This window comes from Azospirillum oleiclasticum (assembly GCF_013423485.1).
In the GTDB taxonomy this organism is placed as follows: Bacteria; Pseudomonadota; Alphaproteobacteria; order Azospirillales; family Azospirillaceae; genus Azospirillum; species Azospirillum oleiclasticum.
In genome coordinates this window covers 233,295-246,163 of the sequence record NZ_JABFFR010000025.1, presented here as the reverse complement: position 1 = coordinate 246,163, position 12,869 = coordinate 233,295, and the positions used below count along the sequence as shown (strand labels likewise).

At 71.3% G+C, this 12,869-nt stretch carries 7 protein-coding genes; 6 read left to right on the top strand and 1 reads right to left on the bottom strand.

Translation table 11 applies throughout. The features are described 5' to 3' along the window. On the top strand, nt 1-4,934 hold a 4,934-nt coding region (locus HL658_RS37310; protein ID WP_180287671.1), incomplete at its 5' end, for a beta strand repeat-containing protein. On the opposite strand, the gene HL658_RS23965 is transcribed toward HL658_RS37310, so the two are convergent. Then, nucleotides 4,903-5,385, bottom strand: a complete 483-nt coding sequence (locus HL658_RS23965; protein WP_180284397.1) for a GIY-YIG nuclease family protein — start codon at nt 5,383-5,385, stop codon at nt 4,903-4,905. The genes HL658_RS37310 and HL658_RS23965 overlap by 32 nt on opposite strands. Nucleotides 5,386-5,624: 239 nt before the next feature. Here HL658_RS23965 and kdpF point away from each other — a divergent pair, with 239 nt between their 5' ends. The 5 genes from kdpF to HL658_RS23940 all read left to right on the top strand — a co-directional run bounded on the left by kdpF (nt 5,625) and on the right by HL658_RS23940 (nt 12,866). Next, entirely contained in the window at nt 5,625-5,714 is a 90-nt protein-coding gene (kdpF, locus tag HL658_RS23960; RefSeq protein ID WP_180284396.1) for a K(+)-transporting ATPase subunit F, read from the top strand. A gap of 12 nt (nt 5,715-5,726) precedes the next feature. Continuing rightward, nucleotides 5,727-7,436, top strand: a complete 1,710-nt coding sequence (kdpA, locus tag HL658_RS23955) for a potassium-transporting ATPase subunit KdpA (protein ID WP_180284395.1) — start codon at nt 5,727-5,729, stop codon at nt 7,434-7,436. Between the two features lie 12 nt (nt 7,437-7,448). Next, nucleotides 7,449-9,488 carry a potassium-transporting ATPase subunit KdpB gene (kdpB, locus tag HL658_RS23950; RefSeq protein WP_180284394.1) on the top strand — a complete coding sequence of 680 codons (2,040 nt, stop codon included), beginning with the start codon at nt 7,449-7,451 and terminating at the stop codon, nt 9,486-9,488. Between the two features lie 24 nt (nt 9,489-9,512). Further along, nucleotides 9,513-10,112 (top strand): potassium-transporting ATPase subunit KdpC, encoded by a 600-nt coding sequence (gene kdpC / locus HL658_RS23945; RefSeq protein ID WP_180284393.1) that lies wholly within the window; start codon nt 9,513-9,515, stop codon nt 10,110-10,112. 63 nt (nt 10,113-10,175) lie between these two features. Next, the gene (locus HL658_RS23940; RefSeq protein ID WP_180284392.1) at nt 10,176-12,866 is read left to right on the top strand and encodes a sensor histidine kinase; all 2,691 of its coding nucleotides are present in this window, start codon (nt 10,176-10,178) and stop codon (nt 12,864-12,866) included. Nucleotides 12,867-12,869 lie beyond the last annotated feature (3 nt).

Here is a 12,869-nt window from a genome sequence, read left to right as displayed (position 1 = left end):
CCAACCCGCTCGACCAGCTGGTCGAGAATGCCGGCGAGGGGTGGGATGAGGTCCGGACGGATCTGGCGACGTACACGCTGGGTGACCATGTCGAGGCGCTGACCCACACCGGCCCGGCCGGCTTCACCGGCACGGGCAACGCGCTGGACAATGTCATCACCGGCGGCGCCGGTGCCGACACGCTGGACGGCGGGCTGGGCGCCGACACGCTGGTGGGCGGCCTCGGCGACGACGTCTATCTGGTTGATGATGCCGGCGACGTGGTGGTCGAGCTGGCGGGCGAGGGGGCGGACGCGGTCCACACCACGCTGGCGACGTACACGCTGGGCGACCATGTCGAGGCGCTGACCCACACCGGCTCCGCATCCTTCACCGGCACCGGCAACGCGCAAGACAACGTCATCACCGGCGGCGCCGGTGCCGACACGCTGGACGGCGGGCTTGGCGCCGACACGCTGACCGGCGGTCTCGGCGACGACGTCTATCTGGTGGACGACACCGGCGACGTGGTGGTGGAGCAGGCCGGCGGCGGAACCGACGAGGTCCGCACGGCGCTCGCGGCGCTGACGCTTGCCGACGCCGTGGAACGGCTGACCTACACCGGTTCCGCGTCCTTTTCCGGGACCGGCAACGCGCTGAACAACGTCATCACCGGCGGTGCGGGTGCGGACACCCTGTCGGGCGGGGCGGGTGCCGACACGCTGGACGGTGGCCTTGGCGCGGACACGCTGGTCGGCGGCCTCGGGAACGACCTGTATCTGGTGGACGATGCCGGCGACGTGGTGGTCGAGCTGGCGGGCGAGGGGGTGGACGCGGTCCACACGACACTGGCCGCCCACACGCTGGCGGATCATGTCGAAGGGCTGACCTACACCGGCTCGGGTGACTTCGCCGGCACCGGCAACGCGCTGGACAACACCATCACCGGCGGGGCCGGGGTGGACACGCTGGCGGGCCTGGACGGCAACGACACGCTGGACGGCGGGCTCGGCGCCGACACGCTGACCGGCGGCCTCGGCGATGACACCTATGTGGTGGACGACGCCGCTGATCTTCTGGTGGAGCAGCCCGGCGAGGGCACGGACACGGTGCGGAGTGCCGTGTCCTGGACGCTCGCCGCCGGGTTCGAGGCGCTGACGCTGACGGGGACCGCGGCGACGGGCACCGGCAACGCGGCGGACAATGTGATCACCGGCAACGCGTCGGCCAACCTGCTGACCGGGCTGGACGGCGCCGACACGCTGGACGGCGGCGCCGGGGCGGACACGCTGACCGGCGGGCTTGGCGACGACACCTATGTGGTGGATAGCCCCGCCGATCAGGTGGTCGAGGCGGTGGGCGAGGGCACGGACACCGTGCGCAGCGGCGTCTCCTGGACCTTGGGGGCGAATCTGGAGCGGCTGGTGCTGACCGGGTCCGGATCGATCGTCGGCACCGGCAACGAGCTGGACAACGTGATCACCGGCAACGGCGGCAACAACACGCTGGACGGCGGGCTTGGCGACGACACGCTGATCGGCAACGCCGGCAACGACATATTCATCGTGGACAGCCTGGGCGACGTGGTGACGGAGGCGGCGAACCAGGGCAGCGACGAGGTTCGCACGGCGCTGGCGGCCTGGACGCTGGGGGCCAACCTGGAGCGGCTGGTGTTCACCGGCACGGGGTCCTTCGCGGGCACCGGCAACGAGCTGGCGAACACGCTGACCGGGCAGGCGGGCGACGACACGCTGTCCGGGCTGGGCGGCAACGACACGCTGACCGGCGGTGCCGGTGCCGACACGCTGGACGGCGGCCTCGGGACCGACACGGCGAGCTACGCGGGCGCCGCCGCCGGCGTGGCGGTGGACCTGACGGCCGGCACGGCGTCGGGCGGCGACGCCACGGGCGACGTTCTGACCGGGATCGAGAATCTGACCGGGGGCAATGGCGCCGACGCGCTGACCGGCGACGCCGGGGTGAATGTGCTGAACGGCAACGCCGGGGCCGACACGCTGACGGGTCTGGACGGCAACGACACGCTGATCGGCGGTGCCGGTGCCGATGCGCTGGACGGGGGCCTCGGCACCGACACGGCCAGCTACGCGACCAGCGGGGCGTCGGTGGCGGTGGATCTGGCGGACGGCGGCGGCACGGCGGGCGATGCGGCGGGCGACACGCTGACCGGCATCGAGAACCTGACCGGCGGCAACGGGGCCGACACGCTGCTGGGCGACGGCGGGGCGAACCGGATCGACGGCGGCGCCGGCAACGACACGCTGCAGGGCCGCGGCGGCAACGACAGCCTGGTGGGCGGCAGCGGCACCGACACGGCGGTCTATCTGGGCTCCGTGCGCGACTATGTGGCGACCAAAACCGGCACGACCTGGACCATCGCGGCGCCCGCGGCGACGGGGGAGGGGACGGACACGCTGACCGGCGTGGAGTACGCGCAGTTCTCCAACATGCTGGTGCATCTCGACCACAACAACGCGCCGGTGGTCCCGGGCGGCCTGACCGCCTCCACCAACGAGGACGCGGCCCCGCTGTCGGTGAACCTGCTGGCCGGGGTGTGGGATTTCGAGAACGACGCGCTGTCGGTGACCGGGCTAACCCAGACCGTCGGTGCGCCGGTCACGGTCTCGCTGGCCGGCGGCGTGCTGACGCTGGACCCGGCGCAGCTCGATTTCCTGGCCGCCGGGGAGACGGCGGACCTGACCTTCGACTTCGGCGTGTCCGACGGCACCGACAGCACGGCCCGCAGCCTGACGGTGACGGTGGCGGGGCGCAACGACGCGCCGGTGCTGACCGGGCCGCTGACCGTCACGACCAACGAGGATGCCGGCCCGCTGCTGGTGGACCTGCTGCAGGGGGCGAGCGACCCCGACACGAGCGACACGCTGTCGGTAACCGGGGTAACGCGGACCGGCGGACGGGCCGTGTCCTTCAGCAGCACGGGTGGCGTGCTGACGCTGGACCCGGGGCAGTTCAACGACCTCGGTGTCGGCGAGAGCGAGACGGTGACCTTCGGCTACAGCATCGGCGACGGCGCGGCGTCGGTCGTGCAGACACTGGCCGTCACGGTGCAGGGTCGGAACGACGCGCCGGTCGCGGGGGCGGACGCCATCGTTGCGGTTTCCGGCATCCAGGCGGTCATCGATGAGGCGACCCTGCTGACCAACGATGAGGATGCCGACCAGACGGCGACGTTGTCCATCAGCGACGTTGGCGACGCCGTACACGGCACGGTGGGCCGTGACAACCAGGGGAACATCCTCTTCACCCCGGAAGCTGGCTTCAGCGGTACGGCCAGCTTCCGCTACACCGTCATGGATGAGCATGGCGCCACGTCCGACACGACTGTGCTGGTTGACATAGTCCTGTCCACGCCGGTGGGACCTGCGATCGTCGCCGGAACGACCCGTAAGGTGAACGCGACAGTCGCGAATGTGGACATGCAGGGTCCGGCGGCTTTGGCGGTTCTGTCGGATGGTAGCTACGTGGTTGCGTATGGCCGCAAGTCGGACGGGTCGGGCACGGGCGTGTCGGCGCAGCGATTCACTGCGGACGGCACGGCCGTCGGGGGTGTCATCACGATCCCTTCGAACACCACGAACAACCAGATCCGCCCCAGCCTGACGGCGCTGTCCGATGGTGGTTTCCTGGCGACCTGGGACACGTTCCAAGACGGATTGACCTGGAACATCTTTCAGCAACGCTTCGACAATGAGGGCAACAAGGTCGGTGATCCCGCACGGGTCAACAGCACCATCGCGCGTCAGCAGAATTTTTCGGATGTGACGGCGCTGACTGGCGGTGGATGGGTGGTGAACTGGTGGTCCGAGGAGCAGGATGGCGACTCCTGGGGTGTGTATCAGCAGCGCTACGCGGCGAATGGGACCAAACTGGGCAGCGAGGAGCAGGTCAACACCCAGACGACCAATGCCCAATACCAACAGCACAGTACGGCGCTGGCCGACGGTGGCTGGGTGGTGAGCTGGACCTCGCTCCACGCGGGCGGAAACGCGGACGTGTACCAGCAGCGCTTCTCGAACCAAGGAGCGCGCGTGGGTGGCGAGGTGCGGGTCAACATGGTCACGCTCGACGGGCAGAGCAATAGCTCCATCACGGCGCTGGCCGATGGCGGCTGGGTGGTCGTGTGGCAGTCGCAGGGGCAGGATGGCAGCGGGGTGGGGGTGTATGGGCGGGTCTTCGACGCCGACGGCAGCGCGCGCACCGACGAGCGGTGGCTCGGCGATATGGCGTGTGGCGACCAGTTCCTTCCCGACGTCACCGGCTTGGCGGACGGCGGCTTCGTGGCGGTGTGGACGTCGGGCAGCGCCACGGGCACCTATGGCGGGGAAATCCGCGCGCGGCGCTTCGACGCCGAGGCTGTGGCGCTCGGGGACGATTTCCGCATCGACGACATGGGCGTCCCTCTCGCGTTCCCGGTGGTCGCGGCGCGACCCGACGGCGGCTTCGTGACGGCCTGGATGAACACCAACGGCTCGTCCTCCGCCACCCAGGACAACGTCAACGTCTACACCCGCGTCTTCGCCGCCGATGGGGTTCCGCTCGGCCGGTATGACGGGACGACCGGCGACGACACCCTGTTCGGCTCCTCAGGCCAGGACACGTTGACCGGCGGTGCCGGGGCGGACGCGTTCCTGATCACCGACCCTACCGTCGGCACCGACACCATCACCGACTTCCAGACCGGCATCGACCGGATCGAAGTGGTGGGCACGGCCTTCGGAAGCCTGCCGGTGGGCACGCTCGATCCCGAGCGCTTCGCACTGAACGCCGCGGCGGATGCCGACGACCGGTTCGTCTTCGACACAACGACGCGGATCCTGTCCTACGACGCCGATGGCAGCGGGATCGGGGCCGCGGTGTCGCTCGCCTACCTGGCCGCGGGAACCATCACCGCGGCGGACATCCGGGTGGTGTCCTGACGGCGGGGACCGGCGGGGGTGGCGCCCCGCCGGTCCACCGTTCCAGGTCCAGCCCGACACCCTCCGGCCAGGCCAGCAGATGGCTGGCGCAGCGGTGGCAGTCGCTGCTGCCGAAGCCGGGCAGCGGCACCGGCAGGGAGGACAGCCCGGCCACCAGCGCGCATTCGTCGCCACCGGGAAAGACCCAAGCCCCCGCCACCCGGCCGGCCAGCGTCAGCCGGTCGATGTGCCAGCGCACCGCCTTGTCGCGGCGCATGTGTCGGCCGACCCGCGCGCGCAGGCCGCCGGGGCCGCGGGCGCTGCCGCAGTAGAGATAACGGCCGGCCGCCAGCACCACGGGTGCGCGGCCCGGCAGGCGGACCTCCACCCCCTCCGCCAGAGTGACGAGCAGGACATAGGCGCCGGGCTCCGCCGGGATGCCGTCCGCCGTGCTGTGGAACCGACCGGTCATCGATGCCTCCTCCGCCGCGCCAGGGCAGCGGCGGCGTCTTTACGCGGCCTTTATGCGCCCCACCGAAATCCGCATCGACCCTTTACGCGGGCCGGGAGGAGGATGCCACACGCGCAACAGCGGAGGACCGCACCCGTGTTCGACCTTCTCTTTCCCCTCGCCACCCTGGCCTTCTTCGGGCTGTGCGCACTGGCCGTGCGCGCGCTCGACCGGCTGTGAGCGGGGGAGGACGTGTCGCCATGACCGTCGATCTCGTCCTGGGCGGGCTGGTGGCCGCGGCGCTGCTCGGCTACCTCGCCTACGCCCTCATCCATCCCGACCGTTTCTGAGGGGGACATCCCATGGATGCCGCGGGCCTTCTCCAGATCCTCGTCTTCCTCGCCCTGCTGGTGGCGCTGACGCCGCTGCTGGGCGGCTTCATGGCGCGGGCGCTGTCCGGCGAGCGCACGCTGCTCACCCCCGCCCTCGGGCCGGCGGAGCGCGGGCTGTGCCGCCTGTGCGGCATCCGCCCCGACGAGGAGCAGCATTGGACCGGCTATGCCCTGTCGCTGCTGGCCTTCAACCTGCTGGGCTTCCTGCTGCTCTACGCCATCCTGCGGGCGCAGGCGTGGCTGCCGCTGAACCCGGCGGGTCTGCCGGCGGTGCCGGCCGACCTCGCCTTCAACACGGCGGTCAGCTTCATGACCAACACCAACTGGCAGGCCTATGGCGGTGAGACTACGCTGTCGCATTTCAGCCAGATGGCCGGGCTGACCGTGCAGAACTTCCTGTCGTCGGCCACCGGCATCGCCGTGTTGGCGGCGCTGGTGCGCGGCTTCGCCCGCCGCTCGTCGCCCACCATCGGCAACTTCCACAGCGACCTGATCCGCATCGTCCTCTACGTGCTGCTGCCGCTGGCGCTGGTCTCGGCGCTGGTGCTGGTGTGGCAGGGGGTGCCGCAGACGCTGCTGGCGCATGTCGATGCGACCACCGTCGAGGGCGGCCGGCAGGTCATCGCCCAGGGGCCGGTGGCCTCGCAGGTGGCGATCAAGCAGTTGGGCTCCAACGGCGGCGGCTTCTTCTCCATCAACTCGGCCCACCCCTACGAGAACCCGACGCCGGTCAGCAACCTCGTGGAGATGCTGTTCATCCTGATGATCGCCGCGGCGCTGACCGACAGTTTCGGCCGCATGGTCGGCGACCGCCGGCAGGGCTGGGCGCTGTTCGCCGCCATGGCGGTGGTGCTGGTCGCCGGCATCGCCGTGGCGTGGTGGGCGGAGGCGCAGCCCAACCCGGCCTTCGCCGCGCTGGGCGTCGATCCGGCCGGCGGCAATCTGGAAGGCAAGGAGATGCGCTTCGGCGTGGTGAACTCCGCCCTCTGGGCGGTCGCCACCACCGCGGCCTCCAACGGCTCCGTCAACGCCATGCACGACAGCTTCATGCCGCTGGGCGGGCTGGTGGCGCTGGTCAACATGCTGCTGGGGGAGGTGATCTTCGGCGGTGTCGGCACCGGCCTCTACGGCATGCTGCTGTTCGTCATCGTCACCGTCTTCATCGCCGGCCTGATGGTCGGCCGCACGCCGGAGTATCTGGGCAAGAAGATCGAGGCGCGCGAGGTGACGCTGGCGGTGCTGGCGGTGCTGGTGACGCCGGTGGGCGTGCTCGGCCTCGGCTCGCTGGCGGCGGTGCTGCCGGTGGGGCTCGCCTCGGTGCAGGACGGCGGCCCGCACGGGCTGACGGAGATCCTGTACGCCTACGCATCGGCCACCGGCAACAACGGCTCGGCCTTCGGCGGCTATGGCGCCAACACGCTCTACCAGAACAGCGTGCTTGGCCTCGCCATGCTGATCGGGCGGTTCCTGGTGATCATCCCGGCCCTCGCCGTCGCCGGGTCGCTGGCGGCCAAGCGCGCCGTGCCGGCCAGCGCCGGCACCTTCCCGACCCACGGCGCCCTGTTCGTCGGGCTTCTCGTCGGCGTCATCCTGATTGTCGGCGGGCTCACCTTCTTCCCCGTGCTGGCCCTCGGCCCGGTCGCCGAGCAGCTCTTGCTCGGCACCGGCACCCTGTTCTGAGGACGGACCCCCATGATCCACCGTTCCCGTGACATCGCCCTGTTCGATCCGGCGATCCTGCGCCCGGCGGCGGTCTCCGCCGTCGCCAAGCTGGACCCGCGCCAGCTCCTGCGCAACCCGGTCATCTTCGTCACCGCCGCCGCCGCCGCGCTGTGCACGGTGCTGCTGGTCCGCGAGGTCGTCACCGGCGCCGGGCCGGTCGCCGTGCCTGCGCAGATCGTGGCGTGGCTGTGGTTCACCGTGCTGTTCGCCAACTTCGCCGAGGCCATCGCCGAGGGGCGCGGCAAGGCGCAGGCCGACAGCCTGCGCCGCACCCGCAGCGAGACCCCGGCGAAGAAGCTCGCCACCGCCGACGCGCTCGCCTGGGACATGGTGCCCGCCCCGTCCCTGCGCGTCGGCGACCATGTGCTGGTCGAGACCGGCGACCTCATTCCCGGCGACGGCGACGTGGTGTCCGGCATCGCCACCGTGGACGAGAGCGCCGTCACCGGCGAATCCGCCCCGGTCATCCGCGAATCCGGCGGCGACCGCTCGGCCGTCACCGGCGGCACGCGGGTGGTGTCCGACCGCATCGTCGTGCGCATCACCGCCGACCCCGGCACCGGCTTCCTCGACCGCATGATCGCGCTGGTGGAGGGCGCCAAGCGCCAGAAGACGCCCAACGAGATCGCGCTGACCATCCTGCTGGTCGGCATGACGCTGATCTTCCTGCTGGTGGTGGTGACGCTGCCGGCCTTTGCCGGCTACATGGGCGTGACGGTGCCGGTGGTGTTCCTGTGCGCGCTGCTGGTCACGCTGATCCCCACCACCATCGGCGGGCTGCTGTCGGCCATCGGCATCGCCGGCATGGACCGCCTCGTGCGCTTCAACGTCATCGCCAAATCCGGCCGGGCGGTGGAGGCGGCGGGCGATATCGACGTGCTGCTGCTGGACAAGACCGGCACCATCACGCTGGGCAACCGGCAGGCGGCGGAATTCCTGCCGGTGTCCGGCGTGGCCGAGCGCGCGCTGGCGGAAACAGCCATGCTGTCCTCGCTGGCCGACGACACGCCGGAGGGAAAATCCATCGTGGCGCTGGCGCGGGAGAGGTTCGCCCTCGACACGGCCGCGCCGGCGGGCATGAACTTCATCCCCTTCACCGCCCAGACCCGGATGAGCGGCGCCGACCTGCCGGACGGCACCCGGCTGCGCAAGGGCGCGCCCGACAGCATCCTCGCCCGCGCCGGTGCGCACAGCGTCACGCGGGAGCTGACGCTGGCGGTCGAGCGGGTCGCCAAGGCCGGCGGCACGCCGCTGGTGGTGTCGCGGAACGACCGCGTGCTGGGCGTCGTCCACCTGAAGGACATCGTGAAGCCCGGCATCCGCGAGCGCTTCAACACGCTGCGCGGCATGGGCATCCGCACCGTGATGATCACCGGCGACAACCGCCTGACCGCCGCCGCCATCGCCGCCGAGGCCGGGGTCGACGACTTCCTGGCCGAGGCGACGCCCGAACGCAAGCTGGAGCTGATCCGCGGCTTCCAGGCGGAAGGGCGGCTGGTCGCCATGTGCGGCGACGGCTCCAACGACGCGCCGGCGCTGGCCCAGGCCGACGTCGGCGTCGCCATGAACACCGGCACCCAGGCGGCGCGCGAGGCCGGCAACATGGTCGACCTGGAAAGCGACCCCACCAAGCTGATCGAGGTGGTGATGATCGGCAAGCAGCTCCTGATGAGCCGCGGCGCGCTGACCACCTTCTCCATCGCCAACGACGTGGCGAAATACTTCGCCATCATCCCGGCCCTGTTCGTGGCCGCCCTGCCGCAACTGGCACCGCTCAACGTGATGGGGCTGTCGAGCCCCGAAAGCGCCATCCTGTCGGCCATCATCTTCAACGCGCTGATCATCGTGGCGCTGATCCCGCTGGCGCTGAAGGGTGTGGCCTACCGTCCGGCCGGTGCCGCGGCGCTGCTGCGCCGCAACCTGCTGGTCTACGGGCTGGGCGGTCTGGTGGTGCCCTTCGTCGGCATCAAGGCCATCGACCTGCTCGTCACCCTTCTCGGCCTCGCCTGACCGCCCGCGCGGGAGGAACCCATCATGCTCAAGGACCTTCGTCCGGCCGTCTCCCTGCTGGTCGTCATGACCGTGCTGACCGGCCTCGTCTACCCGCTGACCGTGACCGGCCTCGCCGGCCTGCTCTTCCCCTGGCAGGCGGCCGGCAGCCTGGTGGAGCGCGGCGGCACCACCGTCGGTTCCACCCTGATCGCCCAGCCCTTCACCCGACCGGACCATCTCCAGCCCCGCCCCTCGGCGGCGGGGGAGGGTTATGACGCGGCGTCCAGCGGCGCCTCCAACCTGGGGCCGACGTCGAAGGCGCTGGTCGAACGGGTCGCGGCGCGGGTCGCGGCGCTGAGGGCCGCCAACCCCGACTCCCCCGGTGTGGTGCCGGCCGAGCTGGTCACCGCGTCCGGCTCCGGCCTCGACCCGCACCTGTCGCCCGCGACCGCCCTGTGGCAGGCCCCCCGCATCGCCAAGGCACGCGGCCTGCCGCTCGACACTGTGCGCGCGGTCATCGAGCGCCACACCGAAGGCCGCCAATGGGGCCTGCTCGGCGAGCCGCGGGTGAACGTGCTGCTGGTCAATCTGGAGCTGGACGGGCTGGCTCCGGCGGGCGGGCTGGCGAGGATCGGCCAATAGCCGGTACCACCGTCCCGCGACATTCTCTACGCTATTGACCCGACGGCCCTGACCGGAACGCCCATGCCCCACGACGACCCCAACGCCCGCCCCTCCCCCGATGCGCTGCTGGAGGAGGCGAACCGTGAGCGGCGGGGGCGGCACACGATCTTCCTGGGGGCGGCGCCCGGCGTGGGCAAGACCTTCGCCATGCTGGAGGGCGCGCAGGCGCGCCGGCGCGAGGGGGTGGATCTCGTGGTCGGGGTGGTGGAGACCCACGGCCGGGTGGAGACGGCGGCGTTGCTGGAGGGGCTGGAGCGGGTGCCTCTGCGCACCGTCTCCTACCGCGGAAAGGCGTTCGAGGAGATGGACCTCGACGCCGTCCTGGCGCGCCGGCCGCGGCTCGTGCTGGTGGACGAACTGGCCCACACCAACATCCCCGGTTCCCGCCACGTCAAGCGCTGGCAGGATGTGGAGGAGATCCTGGACGCCGGCATCGACGTGTCGTCCACGCTGAACGTCCAGCATCTGGAAAGCCTGAACGACGTGGTGGAGCGCATCGCCGGCATCCGCGTGCGCGAGACCCTGCCCGACAGCGTGCTGCAGAAGGCCGACGAGATCGAGCTGATCGACCTGCCGCCGCAGGAGCTGATCCGCCGCCTCGCCGACGGCAAGGTCTATGTGCCGGAGCAGGCGCGCCGCGCGCTCGACCGCTTCTTCTCGCCGGGCACGCTGACGGCTTTGCGCGAGATGGCGCTGCGGCAGGCGGCGGAGCGGGTCGATTCCCAGATGCTCCGCTACATGCGCTCGCACGCCATAGCCGGCCCCTGGCCGACGCGCGAGCGCATCCTGGTGTGCATCGGCCACGGGCCGGAGGCGGCGCGTCTGGTGCGCACCGCCAAGCGCGCGGCGGAACGCCGCGACGCCCCCTGGGTCGCCCTGCATGTGGAAACGCACCGCAGCACCTCCCGCCGCGAGGCGGACAAGGACGCCATCGCGGCCGCACTCCGCCTCGCCGAGCAGCTCGGCGGCGAGACGGCGGTGGTGCAGGGGGAGCGGGTGGTCGATGAGATCCTTGCCTTCGCCCGCGGCCGCAACGTCAGCCAGATCGTCGTCGGGCGGGCCGGGGCGCGCCGCTGGACCCGCGGGTTCCTGCGCTCCGCCACCGCGGATCTGCTGGCGCGCGCGGGGCGGTTCGACGTGCTGGTGGTCGCCGCCGGGGACGAGGCCGCGACGGCGCCGGCGACGACGGAGGCCATGGCATGGCCGGCGGCCCGCGACTGGCCGGCCTACGCGCTGGCGACGCTCATCGTGGCGGCGGCGACCGCCTTCGGCGCCCTGATCGACCGCTGGCTGCCGCTGCCCAACGTCTCGGTCGTCTACCTCGTCGGCGTTCTGCTGGTGGCGATCCGGTCGGGGCTGGCGCCGTCCATCTACGCCTCGGTGTTGAGCTTCCTGGCCTTCAACTTCCTGTTCACCGAGCCGCGCTACACGCTCGCCATCAACGATCCGCAGAACATCCTGACGGTCGCCTTCTTCCTGATCGCCGCGGTGATCACATCGAACCTCGCCGCGCGGGTGCGGGCGCAGGTGGAGGTGGCGCGGGTCAGCGCGCGCCGCACCGCCAACCTGTACGACTTCAACCGGCGGGTCGCCGCCGCCGCCTCCCTGGACGACGTGCTGTGGGCGGTGGTGCACCATGTGGCCGCGTCGGTCGACGGGCGGTCGCTGGTGCTGATGCCGGAGGAGGGGCGGCTGGTGGTCAAGGCCGGCTACCCGCCGGAGGACACGCTGGACGAGAAATCGATGGCCGCTGCCCAATGGGCGTGGGACCACGGCAGCCCGGCCGGCCGCGGCTCCACCACGCTGCCCGCGGCCGACTGGTTCTTCCTGCCCATGCGCACCGGGCACGGGCCGGTCGGGGTGCTGGGGGTGCAGATCCGGAGCGGGCAGCCCCTGCTGTCACCGGAACAGGGCCGCCTCATCGACACGCTGGCGAGTCAGGCAGCGGTGGCGGTGGAGCGGACCTCGCTGGTCGGCGACATCCAGAAGGCGCGGCTCGACGCGGAGACGGAGCGGCTGCGCGCCGCCCTGCTGTCGTCCCTGTCGCACGATCTGCGCACGCCGCTGGTCTCGATCCTGGGTGCCGCGACCAGCCTCTACACCTACGACGAGACGCTGAAGCCGGCGCAGCGGCTCGATCTGGTGCAGACCATCCAGGACGAGGCGGAGCGTCTCAACCGCTTCGTGCAGAACCTGCTGGACATGACGCGGATCAGCTCCGGCGCGCTGCGGCCGAAGGCCGACTGGGTGGATCTGGCCGACGTGGTGGGGGCGGCGGCGGAACGTGCCCGCCGCATCCTGCGCCGGCACCGGCTGCGGCTGGACCTGGAACCCGGCCTGCCGCTGCTGCGCGCCGACCCGGTGCTGCTGGAACAGGTGTTCTTCAACCTGATCGACAACGCCTGCAAATACTCGCCCAAGGACACCACGGTCACGGTCTGGGCGCGGCGCCAGGACGGCCGCGTCGTCGCCGAGGTCTGCGACCGCGGGCGCGGTATCCCGGAGGCCGACCGGGAACGGGTGTTCGACATGTTCTACCGCGTGCAGGGCGGCGACGGGCAGGCGGCCGGCACCGGCCTCGGCCTCGCCATTTCCCGCGCCATCGTCGAGGCGCATGGCGGGACCATCGAGGCCCGGTCGGGGCTGCACGACGCCGGAACCTGCATCGTCATCGCGCTCCCGGCGGAACCGCCGCCAACGCTTCCGGACTGATGC

Bases quoted from the DNA above. Each gene is read 5' to 3' on its own strand.
- HL658_RS23965 (WP_180284397.1), bottom strand. From the start codon at position 5,385: ATGACCGGTCGGTTCCACAGCACGGCGGACGGCATCCCGGCGGAGCCC.
- kdpF (WP_180284396.1), top strand. From the start codon at position 5,625: ATGACCGTCGATCTCGTCCTGGGCGGGCTGGTGGCCGCGGCGCTGCTC.
- kdpA (WP_180284395.1), top strand. From the start codon at position 5,727: ATGGATGCCGCGGGCCTTCTCCAGATCCTCGTCTTCCTCGCCCTGCTG.
- kdpB (WP_180284394.1), top strand. From the start codon at position 7,449: ATGATCCACCGTTCCCGTGACATCGCCCTGTTCGATCCGGCGATCCTG.
- kdpC (WP_180284393.1), top strand. From the start codon at position 9,513: ATGCTCAAGGACCTTCGTCCGGCCGTCTCCCTGCTGGTCGTCATGACC.
- HL658_RS23940 (WP_180284392.1), top strand. From the start codon at position 10,176: ATGCCCCACGACGACCCCAACGCCCGCCCCTCCCCCGATGCGCTGCTG.